The sequence below is a fragment of the Brevibacillus gelatini genome, assembly GCF_050920745.1.
Classification (GTDB): Bacteria; Bacillota; Bacilli; order Brevibacillales; family Brevibacillaceae; genus Brevibacillus; species Brevibacillus gelatini.
Map to the genome: position 1 here is coordinate 3,200,979 of NZ_CP154342.1, position 21,476 is coordinate 3,222,454.

Consider the following 21,476-nt stretch of genomic DNA (forward strand, 5'->3'; position numbering starts at 1 on the left):
TTGTGATGCCGATCTTCCCGCTTCTTCGTCTTTTGCTATTTTTGTACCAGTGCTTCCAACTCGGCCGGTGCGAAGCCTTTGACCGCTTTGTCGCCCACGACTGTCACCGGAACGCCCATAAAGCCAAAGCGCTCGACTTCCTCCTGGTAAGCGCGGCTGGTCATGACGTCGCGCACCTCGAAGGAAATGCCTTTTGCCGTCAGCCATTGCTTGACCATATCACAGTCGACGCAGTTTTTCGTCGAGTAGACGATCACGCCTGGCTGTGACGCACCCGCAGCGGAGGTCAGCATGTTACGGACAATAGCATACGAGCGCTGCGAAGCGAGCTTGGTAAACTCGACGAAGTTGACGTGTGCCGAGCCGTCTGCCTTGTCGGACATGGAGCGCACGACGACAAACGGTACGCCGTTCATCGCACATACTTGTCCGACGGCAGCGCCTTCCATTTCCGTGCAGTGAGCGCCGAACTGCTCATACAGCCATTGCACTTTTTCCCGGCTGGCTACGAACTGGTCGCCGGACAAAATGCGGCCGCTCACGACCTGGACACCTGCCTCCAGCTCCTTGCCAGCTTCGATTGCCTGCTGCATCAGCTCTTTGTCGGCTTCCCAGATCCACTGCTCGGTAAAAGGAATTTGCCCTGGGGCAAAACCGAGCGGCGTCACGTCAATGTCATGCTGGAGGCAATCTGTCGAGACGACAATATCGCCAATGTTCAGTTCCGGGTGAACCGCTCCGGCCACCCCTGTAAAAATGACTCGTTCCACCTGGAACTGGTCGATCAGGATTTGCGTCGTGACGGCGGCATTGACCTTGCCGACGCCTGATTTGCACAGCACGACTTCTTTTCCTTCCATCTTGCCTGTATAGTAGGTCACTCCCGCTTTGACGGTTGCAACCGTCTGTTCCATCGCTTCCAGGTACAGCGCAATTTCTTCATCCATGGCACCGATAATACCGTACCGCATCATTCCATCCTCCTCATGCTGTCAACAGCACAGCGCTTACGCCTGCTGTGGCTTCGTGCTCTCCCGGAACTCGATCCGGTGCGGCAGCAGCACCACGTGCTCTTCCACGTTTTCGTTGTTCATGTACTTCGTCAAAAGGCGCATCGCGACGGCCCCAATATCGTACATCGGCTGCACCACGGAAGTCAGGCGCGGACGCACCATTTCCACAAGGCGGATATTGTCGTGACCGATTACTTCAATATCGTCCGGCACATTCAGACCGGAATCCTGGATGGCGTGGATCGCGCCAATCGCCATTTCGTCGTTGGCCGCGAAAATCGCTGTAGGCGGCTCGGAAAGCGCAAGGAATGCCTTGGTTGTCGCCAAGCCTGACTCGTAGAAGTAGTTGCCTGTCGCAACCAGCTTCTCGTCCAGCTCAATGCCGCCGTCGTTCAACGCTTTTTTGTACCCCTCGTAGCGCATCAGGCCACTTAGCGGGTCGTTGGGCGGACCTGAAATCATCGCGATCCGCTTGTGGCCGCGAGAAACCAGCGCTTCTGTCGCGTCATAGGCAGCCTGGAAGTGGTCGATGCTCACCGACGGAAGCACGTTGTCCGCATCGCGGGTCGCAGCCAGAACAGTCGGCACGGAGGTGCTGGTCAAGGCCTGCAAATGCTCCTCTTTGACTTCGGCTCCCAGGAACAGCAGCCCGTCCACCTGCTTTTCGAGCAGCGTATTGATGAGCTGCAACTCCTTTTCCATCCGCTGGTCCGAGTTGCAAAGGATGATGTTGTACTTGTACATGGTTGCAATGTCTTCAATCCCACGCGCCAATTCAGAAAAAAACAGGCTGGAGATATCCGGTATGATGACACCGACGGTTGTTGTTTTTTTGCTGGCGAGACCGCGGGCAACGGCATTTGGTCGATACCCCAGACGTTCAATCGCTGCCAGTACCTTCTTTCGGGTCAAAGGCTTTACGTTCGGGTTCCCGTTGACGACACGGGAGACAGTCGCCATCGAAACCCCCGCTTCTCTTGCCACGTCGTAGATTGTTACCGGCATCACACGCCCTCACTTTCCCTATATATTGGTTTTCATAGTTATTTTCATAAATGTATGCACCTATGATACGACAAGCCTAATAGCGATGCAATCGTTTTTGCGGCCTATTCTGCCGTTATTTCATCAGTTTGTTCATCGTTTTCAAAAGCTCGTCAATCACTTCGCTATCCCCTTGCTGGATGCGCTCGATGACACAGCTTTTCATGTGTCCCTCCAAGAGCATTTTGCCCACGGCATTCAAGGCGGACTGCACAGCCGCGATCTGGTTGAGAATATCGTCGCAGTAGACGTCTTTTTCCACCATCCCGCGTATTCCGCGAATTTGCCCCTCTACCCGGTTGAGCCGGGAAACGAGATTCGATTTGATTTTATCAGGACGCACGGTGGCGCGATCAGACGAGCAACAGTGGTCACGATCATTCATCTGGCATAGCCTCCTTTGCCGATAATCAGCACTTAAATCCTAGCTTACTTGGTCGGCCAAGGTTCGTCAAATGAGAAAGGCCCTCCCTGCGCGCAGGAAGGACCCGTATACTCCCTTCAAACGGTTTCGTTATCCTCTTGCTGCTACAACTTCGCCTTTGTACAGGCCGGAAGCGAGCAATTCATCGAGGAACTCGTTGAATTGAGGAATGTTGAGCTGTTGCTTCGCATCAGACAGCGCTACGTCCGGATCCGGGTGAACCTCGACCATGACCCCGTCGGAGCCGATGGCAAATCCGGCTTTGGCGCAAGGCAGCAACAGGTCGCGGCGGCCAGTGGAGTGTGTCACATCGACGAATACAGGCAAGTGTGTCTCTTGCTTGAGCAGCGGCACAGCAGAGATGTCGAGGGTGTTGCGCGTCGCTTTTTCGTAGGTGCGAATCCCGCGTTCACACAGCATCACTTGCGTATTGCCTTCGGAGACGATGTACTCGGCTGCGTAGATGAATTCCTCGATCGTAGCCGCCAGACCGCGCTTCAGCAGGATAGGCTTGTTCACACGGCCTGCTGCCTTCAGCAATTCGAAGTTTTGCATGTTGCGCGCACCGATTTGGATGACGTCAATGTACTCGGCTGCCATCTCCAGATCGGCAGGCGTCACGATTTCGCTGATGGTGACGAGGTTGAACTCGTCCCCGATCCGCTTCAGGATTTTCAGACCTTCTACGCCAAGACCCTGGAAGTCGTATGGAGACGTGCGAGGCTTGTATGCACCGCCGCGCAATGTTCTCAGACCGCGCTTCACATGGTTCTCCGCTACGGCTCTCACCTGCTCGTAGCTTTCAACGGAGCAAGGGCCGGCGATCAGGATTGGGCTGCCTCCGCCGAACTCGACACCTTTTACCGTAATCACGGTGTCTTCCGCTTTTTTCTTGCGGCTGACCAAGAGCACTTTTTTCTTGTCTTCGTTTTGCAGGTCCAGGGATACCTGGAAAATTTGCTTGAACAGATGGCGGACTGTATTGTCGTTGAACGGTCCTTTGTTGTTCTCCACGATCAGGTTGAGCATTTGGCGCTCACGCTCGGGATCGAAGCGGTTGCTGCCCAGCTTTTCTTTTTCTTTTCCAAGCTCTTGCACCAATGTCGCCCGCTTGTTGATTAAGTCCAGGATTTGCAGATTGATTTCGTCAATCTGCTTGCGCATGATTTCAATTTGATCGTGTGCCATTTGTCTCTCCACTCTCCTCTTTTTATATAGGTCTACTAGGTGGTTGGCGATAAATTACGGTTATTATAATCGATTCGTACTCCCTTGTCAGCAGTTTAGTGCCAAAAAGCGCGAAAGTAAATTGTTTATGTTTTTTTATCTTTGCAAATTCTTCGCCAAAGATGGTAAGATTCCTTGATTCGACAGGATTCTCTATGGTTTTGGTCGAATCAAATGGATATATGTTCTATCTGCTTTTATGACCTGTCTTTGTGGATTTACATGAAAACGAGGGAGTGACTTGCCTTTGTCAGCCTATACAGAACCAGGCTCCCCTGAGCTGATTTTTTCCTTGGATATTGGAACGCGCAGTGTCGTCGGACTGATTGTGGAGGCGAACAATGACCAGTTTCGCGTGCTGGATTACGCCATCCGCGAGCACGACGAGCGCTCCATGCTGGACGGACAGATTCACGACATCGTCGCTGTCGCGAAGGTTATCAAGGAAATAAAAGAAGAACTGGAAGAAAAACACGGACCGCTGCGCCAGGTGGCCGTGGCGGCAGCCGGCCGCTCGCTGCGCACCCGGCGCGTACGTGTGGACATGCCGTTGTCCAGACACGCTTTTATTACACGCGAGAATGTCGTGGCCCTGGAGTTTGCCGCCGTGCAGGAAGCACAGGCTGAACTGGCGAAAGAGCTGCGCGAGCTGGACGCCACGCGCTATTACTGTGTCGGCTACAGTGTCGTCAACTACTATCTGGACGATGAGCTGATCGGCAGCCTGATCGACCAGCGGGGAGATACGGCCAGCGCCGACGTGATCGCGACATTCCTCCCGCGAGTAGTAGTCGACTCGCTGATCGCCGCCCTGAAACGGTGCGATCTGGAGATGCAGGCGCTCACATTGGAGCCGATTGCGGCCATCAACGTGCTCATCCCTGTGACCATGCGCCGACTCAACATTGCGCTCGTCGACATCGGCGCGGGCACCTCTGACGTCGCTTTGACCGAGGAGGGGACCATTACAGCCTACGGCATGGTACCCGTAGCCGGAGACGAGATCACCGATGCGCTGATGAATGCCTTTTTGCTCGATTTTCCGATGGCGGAAGAGGTCAAGCGCCAGCTCACCACCCATGAGTCTGTTACCTTTGCAGACATTCTCGGCATGGAGCACACGATGAGCGCAGCCGAAGTAACCAGCGCGATTGACGCTGAAATCTCACAGTTGGCAGAAAAAATTGCAACGAAAATCAGCGAATTGAACGGCAAAGCGCCGCAGGCTGTCATGCTGATTGGCGGTGGCAGCCTTACCCCTGGCCTCCCGGGAAAAGTCGCCCAGTTTTTGAACATGCCAGCGGCGCGTGTCGCCGTCAGAGGCGGCGACGCCATCAAGCAGTTCGTGGGAGACATACCGGCTCTCAGCGGCCCTGAGTTTGTGACGCCCGTAGGAATCGCGGTAGCAGCCCGCCGTCATCCTCTCCGCTACGTCACTGTCACCGTCAACGACACACCGCTGCGCATTTTTGACTTGCGGAAAATGTCTTTGGGCGATACCTTGATTGCCGCTGGCCTTGACATTCGCCGTCTGTACGGAAGACCGGGGCTGGCGATGAGCGTCACCGTCAACGGCAGGATGAAAATGATTCCCGGCAAACACGGCACGCCTCCGGTCATCATGAAAAACGGCGAGGCAGCGAGTCTCGACGCGCCGATTGCGGATGGGGACAGCATCACGGTTGTCGCCGGAACAAACGGCGAGGACGCCAGCGTGTTGGTGCGCGACCTGCTCGACCACCTGGACACTTTGGACATCACCTGCAATGACCGCCCGCTCTCGCTCGGTCCGATGATCCGGGTAAACGGCGCACCTGCCCAGCTTGACGACCAACTGGACGATCGGGCGGAGGTAGAAATTTTCCTGCCACGCACTGTATCCCAGGTGCTGGAGTCAGCCGGGCTGCTCGCGTCAGGGGAACAGTCTGCGCAAACCAGACTGCATTTCAGTGTCAATGGTCAGTCTTATACCCTTCCTTCCCACAATCCGATCCTCCTGGTGAACGGCAAGCCCGCCGCGTTCGGAGACACCATCCGGCAAGGCGATGTGCTGCACTATCATTTGGAGGAAGTCGCGCCGCCAGCCATCCGCGATGTGATTCCGCTGGAAGAGTGGGTGCAGGAGACGATGACCGTTTTCTTTAACGGCGAGCGCGTCGTTCTGCCTGTGGCGCAAGTGTCGATCACCGTAGACGGCAGAGCGGCAACGGCAGACGAACTGGTGTCGGACGGCGCAGTGATTACCGTAAAATCCACGCCAGCCGCTCCGCCTGTATTCAGCGACGTTTTCCGTTTTGTCAACTTCTCCCTGGAGAAGCCTGACAGCGAAAGCATCTCCGGCTTCGTCATGCTGGTGAACGGCGAGCAAGCCAGCTTCCAGACGGAGCTGAAAAGCGGGGACAAGCTGGAGCTGTTTTGGGAGTAACATGCAAAAAGAGCTGCGGGAATGAAGGGACTGACCCCCGTCCGTGGGACAGGGATCAAAACACCTTTGCCATGCCATTTAAGCAGCCAGTTGCCGAAATTAAATTGGAGACTTGTTGTTTAGTTTCGTTTGAATGCAAACTGAGTTATAGTAATGAATGTAGTCTTGAACAATCTGTACAACGATGGCAGTCGTCGTACAAATACAATTATCGAGATAGAACGTTTCAGACTTTAGTGTGGAATGAAACGACTCGATAGGGCATTATCAGCGGGCGCACCCTTACGGGACATGCTCATGGTAATGCCTTTTCTCTTAACGGCTGCTTGATAGGATGAGACGTATACACGCTGCCCTGATCGCCATGTAGCATAAACAAAGCCCTAGGCAAACACTCGATTAAACCAGCCTTTCAGAATATAAGAAACAAAGTACCACCATAAAGGGAATTGAAAGATCACAAAATCAACCCAAAGTAGTCTTTCTTGCTCTTCTCTAATATCCTTCACTAATTCGAATAATTGAAAGTTGACAAAAGACTAAACCCAAATCACCTAGAATAGGTCTACTACTTTGTCAATACAGTTTGGTGAAGGGGGGAAATGCGGCGAAATTCACATATTCATTCCCGTGATCGAGTCCTCATATTACGACTGAAAAGTCTCTTCAACTGGAATGTCAGTAAAAAGTGACTTTTCTCTCTTTCTTCCCCCTCTCTATTTAGGGAGTATGTAAGATACAGCTTGCTCTCCGATCTTGCCATCCCAACATACAAAGTTCTGCGCTCTTCATCAATTCTGTTTTCTTAAGAAAAAATGGCGACTTTTCCCAGTGAAGTATAGGGAAATGGTCGCCGCAGATATACTTTAGGTTAGATTGCTTTTTCCTTTTGACGTTCTCCAATATTCCGTAATTGCGGATATGGTTGTTGGTCCACAAGCACTACTTCTGTAACTAGAAGCGACATCCTTACTCCATTGATTAAATAAAGGTACGGACAGATTTTTTTCAGTAAGCGCTTTAGGAGAAATGGAAGCATCCAAATAATTCTCCCAAGCTTTTGCCGCTCCCGGGTTCTTGTTTACTTTAAGTTGATTCTTAGTGTATTTTTCTGTGTCTTTTTTGCCTTTATTCCGTTTTTTTTAACAAATATGTCTTATTTTTTACCCTTGGTTTGGGTGTTGTATGGGGAAGGCTGGCAAAAAAAGACGCTTAGTATTAAGTATTTGCGCGTCCTATAAAAATAACGAGCTTGATTATGATGGGGATGCTTTCCGTATTATTGAGCTAGAGAACGGGAATCGCCTCGTTTGTCCTCCCCTAGGGTTGGGATCAATTTTGTAGACGCGAAGAATAACGATATGTATGCATTGAACGGATGATTAGCAATAGGCACATGATGGAAGAGGTAGCTCTCCCTACGTTGCGCCGTACGAAGGTGACGACGCTAGTTCAAACAGGCTGCTGAAGACGATGAACATCTCCACTTCGATACCAGCGCATCCACTGTTTAATTTGGGTCTTATTTTTAATATTTAGTTCCTGCATGATCTGCTTTTTGGTAACGCCAGAAAGACGCATTTCAATTGCTTTCCTTTTAGTTTCTACGGGATAACTCACTCTAGTTGCCAACGTAAAAACACCTCCAAGGTTGACCCTATATCTTACGATATAGGTAGGTTCTCTTGAAGGTGTTTTGATTTGTCTCACATCACGGGGTCAGTCCTAAAATTTCCTAAAAAACTTATGCCCCAACCGCCTGACGAATGGCGTCCTTGGTGATTTTCCAGTGCGACGTGTGCCATTTTACTTCGTCGTTTTCCAGCAGGAAAATTTGCGGTGACTCGTGCTTGATCGCAAAACGATCTGCTACGGCGTTGGACACCGGACGATCCTCCCGCACCAGGATCACGGCCGACTCAATCGCATGCTCCTGCAAATACGCCTGGAACTCCTCGTAGGCGGACGTGCTGATCGGGCAGATTGTACTATGCTTGAACAAAAGCTTTTTGCCTTTTTGCGCAACGAACTGCTCCAGTTCTTCAATGGAATGAAGCTGTTTTTGGGCCACCTTGTATCTCTCCTTTTGACTTTGCTCTATGGTTTTTTAGTATACCGAAATCCTTATGGCAAAGTCTACGCTTGGCTACACTGCCGCCCTCTTTTTGCTTATACCATGATTTTGGTCAACCGCTCACGCAATTCCTTCATCCATTTTTGATCGCCCAGGGACTGCGCCAACAAAAACAGATCCAGAAGCTCGTTGACCCTCTCGCCCAGCACTTCTCGCACCGAAGAGTTTGCCTTTTCATTAGCAATAAACACCAATAAGTTGGATAACTCTGACAACTCTTCAAACTCAATCGCCTGTCGCTGCGGATGTTGGCCCAGTTCCTCCATGAGTGATTTCAGGTCATCCTTAATCACATCTACCACCTGGGAATGAGCGCAACACTCGTCCACGCAAACGTGCACGGGTACGTTCATGATTTTTACCCGCTTTTTATACACGACATTGCGCAGTACGATCTCCATGTCGTTCCCGCAGCGGCTGCATTTCTTTTGCACAAAGTTCACCCCTAACTCTCTACATATGTATACCTCTCATACTATTCGTGGCTGGCTCCTTCAATCCTGCTAAACGCCAGGTGGTACTTGGTGGATGCAGTGGCAGATATAGTAGTCCGCACAAAAAAACGATGCCCTCCAACTTGAGTGCATCGTTTTTTGCTGCCTGTTTCGCCGTGTTTACGCGTAAATCGCGTTTACCTTTTCACAGTGCGGGCAAACAGCAACCTTGCCGGTATGCCCTGCCTCGTCTTCCACCCGGTATCCTGTAATCCGCTCCGAAAAGCAAAACAAGCATTCGGTATTGAAATCCATATCGTACTGGGCTTTCCACATGATTGATTTGAAATCCTCCCCCACAGTGATGGTAATTTGGGGCAGATCGTGTGCCAGACTCGAAGATGATCTTTGCATCGCCATAACATCCTTTCGTTTTTTGCAAAGTCTTTTCGTATCCTCTAGCTTTTCCTGCTTTTCAGAATAATAAACATGCAAAGTGATGGCGGACAAATGGAAAGAATCTTCCCATAAATGGGCGAATGCCCGTATCGGGACTGTGCAAAAACCCATATGTTATGGATGTAAGCACAAGAGGCTTAACACACAACAAGGAGGATGTTCATCCTATGAGCAGCATTTTCAATGGAGACCTCGATGATTTCACCTTAGTGCTGATTCTTTTTATCCTGCTGGTCATCATCGGCTGCGGCTGCGATTGACAGCGTCATATAAGGGCAGGACACTGCATATACATGAAGAACCGAATCCTGTAAACGCGTTTCCTCCGCACGCTACCCTGCCTGGGTAGCTTTTTTCTATCTGTTTTGTGTACAATACGTACTGACTATGATATGGAAAGCGAGGGATACCCTTCCTATGAAAGATCCGCGTATTGAACGTTTGGCAGATGTATTGGTCAACTACTCCACCCGCGTGCAAAAAGGGGAAAACGTTTTAATCTACTCCATCGGCGATGTCACTGACTTGACGAAGGCCGTTATTGCCAAAGTGTACGAAGCAGGCGGCAACCCTTACGTCCAGCTGATTGACCAGAGCATTCAGCGCGAGCTGTTGCTCGGCGTCAATGAAACCCAGCTTGGCATCATGCGCGAGGCAGACGTCTCCTTCATGAAGCAGATGGACTGCTACATCGGGATCCGCGGCGGCGACAACATCAGCGAGCTGTCCGACGTGCCTGGCGACAAAATGCAGCTGTACTCGAAGCTGCTGATGCGCCCGGTGCTCGATGTGCGCGTACCGGAGACAAAATGGGTCGTGCTCCGCTACCCGAACGCTTCCATGGCCCAGCTCGCCAACATGAGCACCGCTGCCTTCGAAGATTTTTACTTCAAGGTGTGTACGCTCGACTACGGCAAAATGGACAAAGCGATGGACAACCTCGTCGAGCTGATGGAAAAAACCGACAAGGTGCGCATCACAGGGCCCGGCACAGACCTGACCTTCTCGATCAAAGGCATTCCTGCGATCAAATGCGCCGGGGAATTCAACATCCCGGACGGAGAAGTCTTTACCGCTCCTGTGCGTGATTCCGTAAACGGTACGATCGCGTACAACACGCCATCTCCGTACCAGGGCTTTACATACGACAATATCAAGCTGACGTTCAAGGACGGCAAAATCATGGAAGCAACCGCCAACGACACGAAAAAAATCAACGAAGTGTTCGACACTGATGAAGGCGCGCGCTACATCGGCGAATTTGCCATCGGGGTCAACCCTTACATCCAAAACCCGATGAAAGACATCCTGTTCGATGAAAAAATCGACGGCAGCTTCCACTTTACGCCAGGGCAAGCCTACGACGAAGCTTTCAACGGCAACAAGTCCTCGATCCACTGGGATTTGGTGATGATCCAGCGTCCGGAATGGGGCGGCGGAGAAATCTGGTTTGACGACCGCCTGATCCGCAAAGACGGACGCTTCGTCGTGCCTGAGCTGGAATGCCTCAACCCGGAAAACTTGAAGTAGTATCCTTGGCAGAGCTGACTGCACTTTGCTTTGCTGCCGGCCCCGTACCTGGTGCGCCGAAAAAAAGGCTTCGCCCGTTGCTCGCAGGCGAAGCCTTTTTTGCTATATGTTTGCTCGGTTGGGACAGGAGCTACCCCACGGAAGCGGACAAGGCAGGCTGCTTCAACAGGGATGGCATTTTTTGCTCCAGAAAGGAAATCGTCGTTTCCAAATGGTGAATCGTGTACTCCCAGCAAAAGCGCTGATATTCGTCAAAGTGAGTCTCCAACTTTTTAAAAGATGCCCGGCTTTGCTGAAGCATCTTCCGCTGCAGATTCAGACAGTTATCCAGCATGTCTTTTTGCTCCGCTGGCGTGCGGCTCTTGCCAAAGAAAATTTTCACCAGCATATCGGAGCGCAGTACCGGAGGCAGGATCGGTGCCTGAATTTCCTGGTGGAACACTTCTCTCCCTTGTGCGGTAATCTGGTACAAAATTTTGTTGGGCTTTCCAGTCTGAATGACCTCTTGCTTGGTGACGAGTCCTTCTTCCTCCAGCTTGCGCAGCGCAGGGTAAATGGCTCCAAAGCTGGCGTCGTAGAAAAATCCGATGCTATTGGAAAAGGCTTGCTTGATATCGTATCCACTCATCTCTCCGTAGCTTAAAAAACCAAGTATGATCGTTTTCACATCCATCTCTTCGCATCCTCCCTATCTTTCTTTTTCTCTCTACAGACAAAGCAGATTATTCCCTTTTTTCAGACAAGTACAGGCATCCATCTGCCAAGCCTTTATGTTCAAAATATTCTTTACCTACATGTATTATAATTCGATTCTAATAATTATACCAATGCTATTTCTTTATTATATCAATCGAAAATAATGATATAACACACGTGCATAAGCAAATTGGGCGTCCCTTCCCTTCTGCCGTTCCATAAGATGATATATACCTAACTACTGCTGTAGGGGGAGAGGTTGTTGAAAAGTAAACGATGGTCCCAGTATACGCGTGTAAAGTACCCTGTGAGCAGCAGCAGTCTGCACCCGTTCAACTTTTTTGTTCCGATTGTAGAGCGAGTTCAGGAGGGAGTCGTCTCCATCGTTACCGAAGACGCCCCCCTTGCCAAAGATGTCGATTCCCTCATCCGCAGCCTCATCGATCACGAAGATAAATCGACGACGCCTCTTGAGCGCAGCTTCGGTTCGGGATTTATCTTCCATCCCAGAGGTTATATCTTGACCAGCGAGCATGTCATCGGCAAATCGAAAAAAATTTTTGTCAAGCTGTTCAACGGCAAGATTTTCGAAGCCAAACGCATCATCGCTGATCGAGTCAGAGATTATGCTGTCATTAAAATTGACGCGGACTGCAAGCTTTACCCTTTGCCGCTCGGCAACTCTTCCCACACCAAGGTTGGTGAATGGGTCATCAGTGTCGGTTCCCCGCTTGTCGTCATAGCGCCAAAAAACAGGCTGTTGCTCAATCGCCAGCGCGTCACGCCCTCTGTGAAACTTCGCGGCTTTGCCTGCTGCGGGCAAGATGGAGCGCAAACTGCACCGGACGCTCGATCGCTTTGGCATACGTGTCCCTCTCTCCTATCCGGCGAAAAACTTCACGTCCCGGCTTGGGATTGACCTCGATCAGCCACACCCGCCCGTTCACATCCACACCGATGTCCAGGCCAAACTCCATCATCCTGCCGAAATAGTCCTCCAGTGTGCTCGCCACCTCATGGGCAAGCAGGTGGCATTCCCGGATAATGTGCGGTGCCTTGCTGCCGAAACATTTTTCGATCAGCGGCGCAAACGGAAACGCCCGTCCTCCGCCATGCAGATTGGAGGTGGAGCTGCCTGACTTGCCGATGCGAACCCCGCTGCCTGTTACTCTCCACTCGCCTTCCTCGTCCTTTTGGATCAACACCCGGACATCTGCCACATGACCCGGGATCAGGCCGAGATCGATTCCTTGCTGGACCAAAAAGTTGCCGTCTGCAATTCGTTGCTGGGCCACCCAGCGGCTGACCCAGTTCTCGACAGCCATCCTGCTGGCAAGCCTGGCCATATGCACCTGATACTGCTTGTCACGTCCGGAAAGGAGATACTTTTTGCCGACATGTTCCACCCGCAAAATGCTTTTCCCGCCCGAACCATTCCCCGGCTTGACATACACCAGCGGATGTCGGGCCATCATGCTTGCCATTGTCTTTTTTGCGTACAGATGAGTCTCCGGAATCCAGTGACGGACCCGTTCGTCTTTGGCCAACAGCTGCGTCACGCGCCACTTTTTGGAAAAAGGGCTGTTCGCAAAGAAAAACAGGTTGCTGTTTCGCAGCCGGATGTACTCCGGTACGCGCCGCCGATAGCGGTCAATGACGACCTCTGGCCACGGAAACCATCTGCTGGCCCATCCGCCCCCCGCTTTCGGCACAAAGCCTCTGATCTTTTTTGCTTTCCGATTCACGTCCTGATGCGAAAACAGGTAGATTTCCGCCCCCAGCCTTTGCCCTGCCCGCACCAGCTTGCGCAAATAGTCTGGTTCGCCAAAGCGCTGTCCCTTTCGCCAGGTCAAAATCCCGATCACCCGTTTGGGATGCATCCTAACACCTTCTTCTTCTCGAATCGTTCGCCACAGTCTATGTTCGTGAACCTGCCCACGAAACGATCCAGCGGCGAAACGGGCTTGGGCACCCCCAGGCCCGGACGGCAAGCAGGCGGTCGGCAAAAGGAATGCGCATACATGCGTATGCATTTGGCAACAACATAAAGGAGCGATTCCCCAACACTTCGTTACTTACTTTTTTCAAGCATATCTGGTACAATAAGCGGTAATACAACCATGCAATACAGAGGTGACACCAACATGAGTCAAGAGTTTGCTGGCGAACACATGTGTCCCAAGTACGAATGTGCCATTAAGATCCTGGGCAAACGGTGGACGGGTCTCATCATTCACGTTTTGCTGCGCGGCGCCGTTCGCTTCAAGGATATTCGCGAGATGGTTCCGCAAATGAGCGACAAAATGCTCTCGGAACGGTTGAAAGAGTTGGAGGAACTGGGGATTTTGGAGCGCAAGGTGTACCCGGAAATTCCCGTTCGCATCGAATACGAATTGACAGAAAAAGGTAAAGACCTGCGTCCAGTCATTGAATCCATTCACGAATGGGGACAAAAATGGATGTAGTGCCGCCCCACTTGTCCAACAAAGGATAAGCGGGGCTTTTTTGTGCGCTTGAAGCCCACCTTTTTTCTTGCGCTGGCCAGGCATACAATCCGGCATTTTGCTGTAGACTCTAGCAACCTCAGCAGATGGGAGGGAAGCGGATGCGAACGGCTGTCTACATGCGCGTCAGCACCGAAGACCAGGCACGGGAAGGGTTTTCGATCCCGGCCCAGCGGGAAAAGCTGTTGGCGTACATTCACTCTCAAGGGTGGGAGGTTGCCGCCATCTACGCCGACGAAGGGGTCAGCGCCAAGGATACGAATCGCCCGGCGCTTCAGCAGCTTTTGCACGATATTCGAGAGGGAAACATCGATGTCGTCCTCGTCTATCGGCTCGATCGGCTCACCCGCTCCGTGCTCGATCTGTATCGGCTACTGCAACAATTTGAAAAGTACGGCGTACGCTTCAAGAGCTGCACGGAGGTTTACGATACGACGACAGCGATCGGTAGGCTGTTTATTACGCTGGTGGCGGCACTCGCGCAGTGGGAGAGGGAAAATTTGGCGGAGCGGGTCAAGCTCGGCATGGAGCAAATGGCGAGAGAACGCAAACGGCCAGGCGGCCCGGCTCCTTTTGGCTACGAGCTTTTGGAAGGAAGATTGACTGTGTTGCCCGTCGAGGCGGCTTGTGTACGCGAGATGTTTACCCGCTACGAAAAAGGCGAATCACCAAGGCAGATCGCCGAGTGGGCCAACCGCCAAGGGCTGCGCGGAAAAAATGGCGCCCGCTGGAGTGCAAGCGCCGTCCTTCGCCTGCTGAAAAATCCGGTGTATCACGGGGCTTTGCGCTGGAACTACACCGATTCGCACCAGCGCCAAAACGCGCCTGACGAGTGGATTATCGAGGAAGCGGCGCATCCTGCCATCGTCGACAAAGCCTGCTTTGACCGTGTGCAAAAAAAGATCGCGGCACGTGGCTCGCTTCATCCGCGCGTCCTTGGCTCGTCGTTTTCTTTTTCCGGCCTGCTTTACTGCTCGCGCTGCCGCGCACCCATGCGGGGGAAAACAGCGAAGAGCAAAAGCGGCGGAAGGCTGTATGTGCATCGCTACTATTTATGCAAAAACAGGCAGACAGGACGCTGCGACGCCCCTGCCATCCGCGAAGACCGACTGGAGCAGGCTGTTCTCTCCGAGCTGATGCTCTACGCGGAAGAAGCGCTTGCCGCCCTAGCGGAAGCACGGGAGTCGCTGCGCGCTTCCGATGGCCCGACCGCAGCGGAGCTGGAGCAAAAACGGGAGCGCAAGCGGCGGCGCTGGGAGGCAGCTTACGAGGAAGGGCTGATCTCCCTGGAAGCGTTTCGCGAAAAAATGGCGGCATTGCAGCCGGAATCGCAGGCCCAGCTTCCCCCGCCAACCGCTTCCCCCGCTCCTGGCCTTATGACCGAATGGCCGCTCATCTGGGCCCATGCCAGTGAGGAAGAACGTCGCCTGCTCATCACCATGCTCATCCGGCGTCTGGAAGCAACCGTCTCCTCCGAAGCAGGGCAGCGTCCTGAGCGCGCCGTCCGCCTTCAACACCTTGTTTTTCATTAATAATTCTGCTCTTTGCACACAGGCGGTTCTCCACTCGGATTGGAAAACTCCGTCACTGCCGGAATCATCAGCGCCAAAAACCGTCGCCTGCAAGTTGCCAAGCGAATGTACGAGGAAATTTTCCAGACCGATGCCGCCATCAACCCCGGCAACAGTGGTGGGCCACTCATCAACCTGAACGGCGAGGTTGTCGGACTCAATGCCTTTATCATTCAATCCAGCCAGTGCCTGGGCTTTGCCATCGGCATTGACGCGCTGAAAGCGCAACTGGAGCAGTACGTCTTCAAATGACAAAGAGAAGCAAAACACCCCGTCTAGGATGACGGGGGTTGCTTTTCAAACGCGATCAAGTACACGTTTTGACCTTCGGAATTGATTTGTTCCTCTGCCTGCTTCAACTGCTGCAGCTGCACGGCCGTCAGCTTGGCAATAGGCAGTTCGTTCAAACGGTTTTGCTCCATACGCCATTCCTCCGTTGGGATCAGACTCACGCGTTAGTCTATCCACCAGAGAGGGTATGTATTTACGCGGTCAGTTCGAAAGCTTTGGCAATAGCGGAACACGAACGTTTGCAGAACACAATCGGCAGTTCGCGGTCTTTCGCCTGGTTTTTCACCGTTTTCGCCAGGTTGTGGTTCACGAAATCAGTCAGTACCAGAATCATATGGATACCTGCCGGGATTTTCACGCCTGTTTGCGAGCTTTTGCGACCTGTGACATGGTGAATGTCCTTGAAGCCTTGCCCGCGCAACAAATCGACGATATTTCCAAGGCGATCTCCGCCAATAACTAAAATGGATGACATAACTGTTTTCCTCCTTCAAGTGAGTGTAAAATGTATGTTTTGTTTCTCTGCTTTCTAATTGATAATGAATATCACTCTTATTGATAAATATTATCATTCCCATTTGCCTTTGACAATACTCTCCATGATAACTTTTTTGTAAAAATAGAAAACTAACGGTAACGACTTCTTTGCTCCGGCAACCATTGTGCATAGAAACCGCCATTTATGACAAAAAAAGCCGAATATCTACATATGTATTGCCCGGTTCATTTTTCCAACTGTATAATGAACAAATAAGATCGTGAATGAGGAGGTGGCGGAGGGTGCAAGAAATTACACAACTGCACGCCATTTTTGATCGAACCAGAGGATACATCAATCATTTTATGGGAATCATCCAGCCGATTATCGACGCTGCCCAGGACGAGCATACACGCTTGTACTACCATCACATTTTGGAAGAAGAAGAACAGCGCTTGGGACGACTCCAGGAACTGATTCCTTACCTGGAAAAAGTGTCCGAAAAAGAAACGCTTGCCGAGCTGAGCGACCGCGAGCTTTCGCAAATGCTGTCGGATGTGAACCTGGAGCGCTTTGGCCTGCACAATTTCCGCGAACACCTGGAGCTTTCCCTGTACGAGTTTCAAGATGAAGAAACTCGCCAGACTCTGGACGGCATGCGCGAAAAAACCCACGCCGACTACTTGCAAGTGAAAGAAATCATGGCCTCATTGAGCGAGCGGTTCTCTGACGGGTCCCGCCCGGATCTGACCGACCACGACGAAGGACACGACATTCATCAGGTGGATCACTTGAAAGCTTCTGCTTCCGCTGCGAACGGTGTTGCTTCCGTCATCAAGCATTCTGCTCCGGCCAAGGCTGTTTCCGGCAAAAAGGGGCTTACAGTAGGAAGTCTGAAAGGACTGTAAGGAAACAACGATCTTATATGACCTGGAGGTTACGCTATGGACAAGCTTCGCAAATACCCTGACTCTCCCTTGACAAAAGATGAATGGAGCCAGCTGGACGACACTGTAATCGACATGGCGCGCCGTCAACTTGTGGGACGCCGTTTCATTGACATTTACGGCCCGCTCGGCGAGGGTATCCAGACGATTACGAACGACGTGTACGATGAATCCCGCTTCGGCGGTCTTTCCCTGCGCGGCGAATCGCTGGAAATGACACAGCCCAGCCGCCGTGTGAGCATGACGATCCCGATTCTGTACAAAGACTTCATGCTCTACTGGCGCGACGTGGCGCAAGCGCGCACACTCGGCATGCCGCTTGACATGAGCGCCGCTGCAAACGCCGCTGCCAGCTGCGCCCTGATGGAAGACGACCTGATTTTCAACGGATCGGCTGAATTCGACCTGCCTGGTCTGATGAATGTAAAAGGCCGTCTCACGCACTTGAAAAGCGACTGGATGGAGTCCGGCAACGCGTTCGCAGACATTGTGGAAGCGCGCAACAAGCTGTTGAAAATGGGCCACAGCGGCCCGTACGCCCTGGTTGTGTCGCCTGAGCTGTACGCTCTCCTGCACCGCGTGCACAAAGGCACGAATGTTCTTGAGATCGACCATGTACGCAACCTCGTCACGGACGGCGTGTACCAGTCGCCAACGATCAAGGGCCGCTCCGGTGTGCTGGTCGCAACCGGCCGTCACAACCTGGACCTGGCGATTGCGGAAGACTTCGACACCGCTTTCCTTGGAGACGAGCAAATGAACAGCCTGTTCCGCGTCTACGAGTGCGCGGTGTTGCGCATCAAGCGTCCTAGCGCGATTTGCACGCTGGAGGAAACCGAAGAATAAAAAAATGGCCTGGGCTGGCTTGTGCTTCGATCAGACAGCCGCCTGTGAAGCTCAGCGCTTCAGTGCCAGTTTATCTGAAAAAAACGTGTCCATTTGACTTTACCGTCGATGGGCACGTTTTTTTTTGAAACAAAAAAGACAACCAGCCGGTTTCTGTTGGCATGATTGTCTTTTGGTGCGGTTTTTTCGTTCGCCAAACGATTTCGCAGGCGCAGACGTTGCTACTGCGTTACCAGACTTTGACTGTATGCTGCATATGCTTTGCCAAGTCTGGCAATCGCCAGCTCGGTGTCTTCACGGTTGAGCAACGTGTAGTTCAAGCGTATCGTATTTGCCTGCGGCTCCGCTGCGTAAAACGGCTTGCCCGGAACGAATGCCACGCCTTCTTGCACAGAGCGGGCCAGCAGTTTTTCCGAATCCACATGCTCGGGCAAATTCACCCAGAAGAACATGCCTCCTCTTGGCTTCTCCCACTGAACGCCGTCCCAGTTTTGGGCGAGCAGAAGCTCGTTCATCCACTCCATCCGCTGTTTGTAGGAAGCGCGAATTTTATCAATGTGGCTATCCAGATCGAAGCGGGAGAGCAGTTCATGGAGCGCAATCTGGTCAATCGTGCTGGATTGCAGGTCGACGGCTTGCTTCGCCTTGACCATCATCTGGACGACGCGCTTGTCACCGATAGCCCAGCCGGTACGCACACCGGGAGCGACGATTTTCGAAAACGTGCTCGTGTACACGACACAGGAATCTGTCGGATGCTCATCAAGTGAGAAAATGGAACGGTACGGAGCTTCTCCGTCAAACTGGATTTCGCCGTACGGATCGTCTTCCAGAATGAGGATATTGTTCGCTTTGCACTGGGCGAGCAAGCCTTGGCGGCGTTCCAGACTCCATACTTTTCCTGTCGGATTCGCAAAAGTCGGAATCACATAAACCATTTTCGGGCGATACTGGGCGATTTTTTTCGCGAGATCGTCCAGATCCATCCCATCTGCATCTCCTTGTACCGGAATGATGCGAATTCCGCGGAACTGGAACAATTGGACCGCAGCCAGATACGTCGGATTTTCTACCAGCACGACGTCGCCTTCGTCCAGATAGACCCGACACAGCAAGTCGACGGCCTGCTGGGAGCCCGTGGTCAACAGCATATTGTCCACGCCAACGTTCATATGTTTTTGCTTCATCCGTGAGGCAACCCACTCGCGAAGCGGAATGTATCCGTCAGTCAAACCGTATTGCAAACATTTGGCACCCAGATCAAATGCCCGATTGAACGCTTCGCGCATCGCTGCAATCGGAAAAGAATCCTCAGCCGGCAGCCCGCCTGCGAGCGAGAGCACTTGATTGCCTTGGGTCAGCTTCAAGATTTCCCGGACAGCCGAGGAGGATAATGCGTCTACTGATTTTGAAAAAGAATACTCCATGTCCCGTTCCCCCTTGATTTTGCTTATTCTTGTTTTATCACTGACCTCAGGCAAAGTCCAATCCCCGCTAGCTATGGCGCAAATAGGTTTTGACTATGTCGAGCGTACGCAAAAAGCCCCTCTCCACCGAAAAAGGGAAAGGGGCGAAATATGTAGCGTGGTTGGAAATACTCTACGCGATGCGGACAACCCGCGATTTTTCTGCATGCGGCAGGAAGGACAAATCCACATGGGAGCGCGCTTCCTCGAGGCCAATGTCTTCTGCCAAAAGCAACGCCTCTTCCTGGAAGGTAGGCGTACAGCTTCCTTCGTTCAGCTCACAGAGGCGCTTCAAACGCTTCAGGCGCTCGGCGCACTTTTCTTTTCGCATGCATTCATTGGCAAGCTCACATACATTGACGTGGCGCGCGTCCGCGATCATGCTGATGTCGTCCACATGCACAATCAGCCGCTTGCCTTCCTCTGTCACGAAGCCGATCGAGCAAAAATGCGCACCGGACATTTCCAGACGAGTGAGAACCGCATTGGTGAAAACCTCACCTGTGCGCAGGCGAACCTGAGCTGCTTCAATGGCTCCACCGATTTTCCGCTCGTTGGCGATCACCGTGTACATGTCCGTGTAACCGTTAATCTGATAGCGCATAATACCCTCCCGCTTCTGCTGAGATTAATTATCATTAACAACATCGTATAATGAAAATCATTATCTGTCAACGTTGAGAATGATTTTTATTCCTGTATGTCTCAGCGTCAGAAAAACCACACTCCCCAACCTCAGGAAGTGTGGTCCCCTGCTGCATTCCTATTTTGTTTTTGCAAAAAGCCCCAGTTGCTCGATCCGCCGTACTGCTTCTGCCAGGCGCTGTTCGTCCGACAACAGGGCGGCGCGCACGTAGCCTTCTCCGCTCGGGCCGAAGCCTACACCTGGTGCGACGACCACGTGCGCTTTTTCCAGCAGCAAATCAGAGAACTCGACCGAAGTAAAGCCTGCCGGGACGGGCAGCCAGGCGAAAAACGAGCCTTGCGATGGCGTAGCCTGCCAGCCGATGCGGTGCAGGTTGGAAAACAGCGCGTTGCGGCGGCTTTCGTAGACAGCGACCAGATCATGGACGCACTGCTGCGAGTCGGTCATCGCTTTGGCTGCCGCCATCTGAACAGCGCCAAACAGGCTGACGAAGTAGTGATCCTGAATCAGATTGATGAGCCTTACCAGCTCGCGGTTGCCGACCATCGCGCCTACGCGCCAGCCGGCCATATTGTACGTTTTGGACAACGTGTAAAACTCCACGCCCACCTCTTTTGCCCCCGGCACTTGCATGAAGCTGACAGGCTTTTTGCCGTCGTAGCTGATCGCGCCGTACGCGAAATCGTGGCAGACGACGATCGCGTGCTTGCGGGCAAACCGGATCGTTTCTTCGTAAAATTCAAACGGAGCGTTCACTGCTGTCGGGTTATTCGGATAGTTCAAAAACATCAGCTTGGCACGGTCCAGATCGGCTTGCGGGATTTTGCTGTAGTCGGGCAAAAACTGATTTTCTGCCGTGAGCGGCATCATCGACATCCGCCCGTTTACGACCGCTACGCCGGACCAGTAATCCGGATAGCCTGGGTCCGGTACGAGTGCCACATCGCCTGCGTTCATCAGCACCTGGCATATTTCCACGAGGCCGGTTTTGCTTCCAAACAGGATGGCTACCTCTTCCTCCGGGTCGAGGTCCACATCAAATTGTTGCTTGTACCAGTGTGCGACTGCCTGCTTCAGCTCCAGACGGCCGGAAAATGGCGGGTACTTGTGATGCAGCGGATTTTCTGCCTGCGCCTTCAGCTCTTCTACAATGTGCGGCGGCGTAGGCAGGTCAGGGTTGCCTTGGCCCAGATTAATGACGTCATGCCCACTCGCGATGACTTTGTTTACTTTTGCCACCAATGTCGCAAAAAACTGGGTGGGGAGCCGATCAATCATATCGGAAGGTTGGATGCGCATCTTTCTTCAGTTCCTTTCTTTTTAGGCCAATGTACAACAAAA

At 52.3% G+C, this 21,476-nt stretch carries 23 protein-coding genes and 3 pseudogenes; 9 read left to right on the forward strand and 17 right to left on the reverse strand.

Annotated elements, in window-relative coordinates:
- Positions 1 to 35: 35 nt before the first annotated feature.
- From AAFJ72_RS15560 to AAFJ72_RS15575, 4 genes are all read right to left on the reverse strand, one after another.
- On the reverse strand, positions 36 to 971 hold the full coding sequence (locus tag AAFJ72_RS15560) for a 5'-methylthioadenosine/adenosylhomocysteine nucleosidase (protein ID WP_432777204.1): 936 nt from the start codon (positions 969 to 971) through the stop codon (positions 36 to 38).
- A gap of 36 nt (positions 972 to 1,007) precedes the next feature.
- On the reverse strand, positions 1,008 to 2,018 hold the full coding sequence (ccpA, locus tag AAFJ72_RS15565; RefSeq protein ID WP_432774615.1) for a catabolite control protein A: 1,011 nt from the start codon (positions 2,016 to 2,018) through the stop codon (positions 1,008 to 1,010).
- Positions 2,019 to 2,133: 115 nt separating this feature from the next.
- Complete coding sequence (locus AAFJ72_RS15570) at positions 2,134 to 2,442, reverse strand: metal-sensitive transcriptional regulator (RefSeq protein ID WP_005828137.1); 309 nt, start codon at positions 2,440 to 2,442, stop codon at positions 2,134 to 2,136.
- 129 nt (positions 2,443 to 2,571) lie between these two features.
- Positions 2,572 to 3,669, reverse strand: a complete 1,098-nt coding sequence (locus AAFJ72_RS15575; protein ID WP_432774616.1) for a bifunctional 3-deoxy-7-phosphoheptulonate synthase/chorismate mutase — start codon at positions 3,667 to 3,669, stop codon at positions 2,572 to 2,574.
- 286 nt (positions 3,670 to 3,955) lie between these two features.
- On the opposite strand from AAFJ72_RS15575, the gene AAFJ72_RS15580 reads away from it, so the two are divergent.
- A complete protein-coding gene (locus AAFJ72_RS15580) occupies positions 3,956 to 6,133 on the forward strand; it encodes a cell division FtsA domain-containing protein (protein ID WP_432774617.1) in 2,178 nt (725 codons plus the stop codon).
- A gap of 99 nt (positions 6,134 to 6,232) precedes the next feature.
- On the opposite strand, the pseudogene AAFJ72_RS15585 reads toward AAFJ72_RS15580, so the two are convergent.
- From AAFJ72_RS15585 to AAFJ72_RS15610, 6 genes and pseudogenes are all read right to left on the reverse strand, one after another.
- Positions 6,233 to 6,506, reverse strand: a pseudogene (locus AAFJ72_RS15585) (integrase core domain-containing protein); the annotation flags it as partial.
- A 10-nt stretch (positions 6,507 to 6,516) separates the two neighbouring features.
- Positions 6,517 to 6,642, reverse strand: a complete 126-nt coding sequence (locus tag AAFJ72_RS15590; RefSeq protein ID WP_281274238.1) for an NAD(P)H-dependent oxidoreductase — start codon at positions 6,640 to 6,642, stop codon at positions 6,517 to 6,519.
- Between the two features lie 946 nt (positions 6,643 to 7,588).
- Positions 7,589 to 7,765, reverse strand: a pseudogene (locus tag AAFJ72_RS15595) (helix-turn-helix domain-containing protein); the annotation flags it as partial.
- Between the two features lie 112 nt (positions 7,766 to 7,877).
- Complete coding sequence (gene ytxJ / locus AAFJ72_RS15600) at positions 7,878 to 8,204, reverse strand: bacillithiol system redox-active protein YtxJ (RefSeq protein ID WP_170163450.1); 327 nt, start codon at positions 8,202 to 8,204, stop codon at positions 7,878 to 7,880.
- 98 nt (positions 8,205 to 8,302) lie between these two features.
- Positions 8,303 to 8,701 carry a hypothetical protein gene (locus AAFJ72_RS15605; RefSeq protein WP_432774618.1) on the reverse strand — a complete coding sequence of 133 codons (399 nt, stop codon included), beginning with the start codon at positions 8,699 to 8,701 and terminating at the stop codon, positions 8,303 to 8,305.
- 180 nt (positions 8,702 to 8,881) lie between these two features.
- The gene (locus AAFJ72_RS15610; RefSeq protein ID WP_122905401.1) at positions 8,882 to 9,115 is read right to left on the reverse strand and encodes a hypothetical protein; all 234 of its coding nucleotides are present in this window, start codon (positions 9,113 to 9,115) and stop codon (positions 8,882 to 8,884) included.
- A 212-nt stretch (positions 9,116 to 9,327) separates the two neighbouring features.
- Between AAFJ72_RS15610 and AAFJ72_RS15615 the strand changes: the two genes are divergently transcribed.
- Both AAFJ72_RS15615 and AAFJ72_RS15620 read left to right on the forward strand, forming a co-directional pair.
- Positions 9,328 to 9,420 carry a YjcZ family sporulation protein gene (locus AAFJ72_RS15615; RefSeq protein WP_007783189.1) on the forward strand — a complete coding sequence of 31 codons (93 nt, stop codon included), beginning with the start codon at positions 9,328 to 9,330 and terminating at the stop codon, positions 9,418 to 9,420.
- Positions 9,421 to 9,577: 157 nt separating this feature from the next.
- The gene (locus AAFJ72_RS15620; protein WP_432774619.1) at positions 9,578 to 10,690 is read left to right on the forward strand and encodes an aminopeptidase; all 1,113 of its coding nucleotides are present in this window, start codon (positions 9,578 to 9,580) and stop codon (positions 10,688 to 10,690) included.
- Between the two features lie 130 nt (positions 10,691 to 10,820).
- On the opposite strand, the gene AAFJ72_RS15625 is transcribed toward AAFJ72_RS15620, so the two are convergent.
- On the reverse strand, positions 10,821 to 11,363 hold the full coding sequence (locus AAFJ72_RS15625) for a helix-turn-helix transcriptional regulator (protein WP_432774620.1): 543 nt from the start codon (positions 11,361 to 11,363) through the stop codon (positions 10,821 to 10,823).
- A 330-nt stretch (positions 11,364 to 11,693) separates the two neighbouring features.
- Between AAFJ72_RS15625 and AAFJ72_RS15630 the strand changes: the two are divergent.
- Positions 11,694 to 12,059, forward strand: a pseudogene (locus AAFJ72_RS15630) (trypsin-like peptidase domain-containing protein); the annotation flags it as partial.
- Positions 12,060 to 12,165: 106 nt separating this feature from the next.
- Here the strand turns inward: AAFJ72_RS15630 and AAFJ72_RS15635 are convergent.
- On the reverse strand, positions 12,166 to 13,266 hold the full coding sequence (locus AAFJ72_RS15635) for a YheC/YheD family protein (RefSeq protein ID WP_432774621.1): 1,101 nt from the start codon (positions 13,264 to 13,266) through the stop codon (positions 12,166 to 12,168).
- Positions 13,267 to 13,530: 264 nt separating this feature from the next.
- On the opposite strand from AAFJ72_RS15635, the gene AAFJ72_RS15640 reads away from it, so the two are divergent.
- The 3 genes from AAFJ72_RS15640 to AAFJ72_RS15650 all read left to right on the forward strand — a co-directional run bounded on the left by AAFJ72_RS15640 (position 13,531) and on the right by AAFJ72_RS15650 (position 15,713).
- Positions 13,531 to 13,851, forward strand: a complete 321-nt coding sequence (locus AAFJ72_RS15640; protein WP_432774622.1) for a winged helix-turn-helix transcriptional regulator — start codon at positions 13,531 to 13,533, stop codon at positions 13,849 to 13,851.
- A 140-nt stretch (positions 13,852 to 13,991) separates the two neighbouring features.
- On the forward strand, positions 13,992 to 15,422 hold the full coding sequence (locus AAFJ72_RS15645) for a recombinase family protein (RefSeq protein ID WP_432774623.1): 1,431 nt from the start codon (positions 13,992 to 13,994) through the stop codon (positions 15,420 to 15,422).
- Between the two features lie 12 nt (positions 15,423 to 15,434).
- A complete protein-coding gene (locus tag AAFJ72_RS15650) occupies positions 15,435 to 15,713 on the forward strand; it encodes a S1C family serine protease (protein ID WP_025843917.1) in 279 nt (92 codons plus the stop codon).
- 23 nt (positions 15,714 to 15,736) lie between these two features.
- Here the strand turns inward: AAFJ72_RS15650 and AAFJ72_RS15655 are convergent, their stop codons facing one another.
- Together AAFJ72_RS15655 and AAFJ72_RS15660 are read right to left on the reverse strand one after the other, a co-directional pair.
- Entirely contained in the window at positions 15,737 to 15,883 is a 147-nt protein-coding gene (locus tag AAFJ72_RS15655) for a hypothetical protein (protein ID WP_170163447.1), read from the reverse strand.
- 62 nt (positions 15,884 to 15,945) lie between these two features.
- The gene (locus AAFJ72_RS15660; protein ID WP_122905343.1) at positions 15,946 to 16,227 is read right to left on the reverse strand and encodes a DUF2325 domain-containing protein; all 282 of its coding nucleotides are present in this window, start codon (positions 16,225 to 16,227) and stop codon (positions 15,946 to 15,948) included.
- Positions 16,228 to 16,532: 305 nt separating this feature from the next.
- On the opposite strand from AAFJ72_RS15660, the gene AAFJ72_RS15665 reads away from it, so the two are divergent.
- Positions 16,533 to 17,138: an IMEF encapsulin system ferritin-like cargo protein gene (locus tag AAFJ72_RS15665; RefSeq protein WP_122905342.1), complete on the forward strand. Its 606-nt coding sequence runs from the start codon at positions 16,533 to 16,535 to the stop codon at positions 17,136 to 17,138.
- A gap of 36 nt (positions 17,139 to 17,174) precedes the next feature.
- Complete coding sequence (locus AAFJ72_RS15670) at positions 17,175 to 18,023, forward strand: family 1 encapsulin nanocompartment shell protein (protein WP_432774625.1); 849 nt, start codon at positions 17,175 to 17,177, stop codon at positions 18,021 to 18,023.
- Between the two features lie 221 nt (positions 18,024 to 18,244).
- Here AAFJ72_RS15670 and AAFJ72_RS15675 read toward each other — a convergent pair whose 3' ends face one another.
- From AAFJ72_RS15675 to AAFJ72_RS15685, 3 genes are all read right to left on the reverse strand, one after another.
- The gene (locus AAFJ72_RS15675; protein ID WP_432774627.1) at positions 18,245 to 19,450 is read right to left on the reverse strand and encodes a PLP-dependent aminotransferase family protein; all 1,206 of its coding nucleotides are present in this window, start codon (positions 19,448 to 19,450) and stop codon (positions 18,245 to 18,247) included.
- 172 nt (positions 19,451 to 19,622) lie between these two features.
- Positions 19,623 to 20,093 carry a hypothetical protein gene (locus tag AAFJ72_RS15680; RefSeq protein ID WP_122905339.1) on the reverse strand — a complete coding sequence of 157 codons (471 nt, stop codon included), beginning with the start codon at positions 20,091 to 20,093 and terminating at the stop codon, positions 19,623 to 19,625.
- A 159-nt stretch (positions 20,094 to 20,252) separates the two neighbouring features.
- A complete protein-coding gene (locus AAFJ72_RS15685) occupies positions 20,253 to 21,434 on the reverse strand; it encodes a pyridoxal phosphate-dependent aminotransferase (protein WP_432774628.1) in 1,182 nt (393 codons plus the stop codon).
- Positions 21,435 to 21,476 lie beyond the last annotated feature (42 nt).

Excerpts from the sequence above, each read along its gene's own strand:
- AAFJ72_RS15560 (WP_432777204.1), bottom strand. The coding sequence starts at position 971 with ATGCGGTACGGTATTATCGGTGCCATGGATGAAGAAATTGCGCTGTAC.
- ccpA (WP_432774615.1), bottom strand. The coding sequence starts at position 2,018 with ATGCCGGTAACAATCTACGACGTGGCAAGAGAAGCGGGGGTTTCGATG.
- AAFJ72_RS15570 (WP_005828137.1), bottom strand. The coding sequence starts at position 2,442 with ATGAATGATCGTGACCACTGTTGCTCGTCTGATCGCGCCACCGTGCGT.
- AAFJ72_RS15575 (WP_432774616.1), bottom strand. The coding sequence starts at position 3,669 with ATGGCACACGATCAAATTGAAATCATGCGCAAGCAGATTGACGAAATC.
- AAFJ72_RS15610 (WP_122905401.1), bottom strand. The coding sequence starts at position 9,115 with ATGCAAAGATCATCTTCGAGTCTGGCACACGATCTGCCCCAAATTACC.
- AAFJ72_RS15615 (WP_007783189.1), top strand. The coding sequence starts at position 9,328 with ATGAGCAGCATTTTCAATGGAGACCTCGATGATTTCACCTTAGTGCTG.
- AAFJ72_RS15620 (WP_432774619.1), top strand. The coding sequence starts at position 9,578 with ATGAAAGATCCGCGTATTGAACGTTTGGCAGATGTATTGGTCAACTAC.
- AAFJ72_RS15625 (WP_432774620.1), bottom strand. The coding sequence starts at position 11,363 with ATGGATGTGAAAACGATCATACTTGGTTTTTTAAGCTACGGAGAGATG.
- AAFJ72_RS15635 (WP_432774621.1), bottom strand. The coding sequence starts at position 13,266 with ATGCATCCCAAACGGGTGATCGGGATTTTGACCTGGCGAAAGGGACAG.
- AAFJ72_RS15640 (WP_432774622.1), top strand. The coding sequence starts at position 13,531 with ATGAGTCAAGAGTTTGCTGGCGAACACATGTGTCCCAAGTACGAATGT.
- AAFJ72_RS15645 (WP_432774623.1), top strand. The coding sequence starts at position 13,992 with ATGCGAACGGCTGTCTACATGCGCGTCAGCACCGAAGACCAGGCACGG.
- AAFJ72_RS15655 (WP_170163447.1), bottom strand. The coding sequence starts at position 15,883 with ATGGAGCAAAACCGTTTGAACGAACTGCCTATTGCCAAGCTGACGGCC.
- AAFJ72_RS15660 (WP_122905343.1), bottom strand. The coding sequence starts at position 16,227 with ATGTCATCCATTTTAGTTATTGGCGGAGATCGCCTTGGAAATATCGTC.
- AAFJ72_RS15670 (WP_432774625.1), top strand. The coding sequence starts at position 17,175 with ATGGACAAGCTTCGCAAATACCCTGACTCTCCCTTGACAAAAGATGAA.
- AAFJ72_RS15675 (WP_432774627.1), bottom strand. The coding sequence starts at position 19,450 with ATGGAGTATTCTTTTTCAAAATCAGTAGACGCATTATCCTCCTCGGCT.
- AAFJ72_RS15680 (WP_122905339.1), bottom strand. The coding sequence starts at position 20,093 with ATGCGCTATCAGATTAACGGTTACACGGACATGTACACGGTGATCGCC.
- AAFJ72_RS15685 (WP_432774628.1), bottom strand. The coding sequence starts at position 21,434 with ATGCGCATCCAACCTTCCGATATGATTGATCGGCTCCCCACCCAGTTT.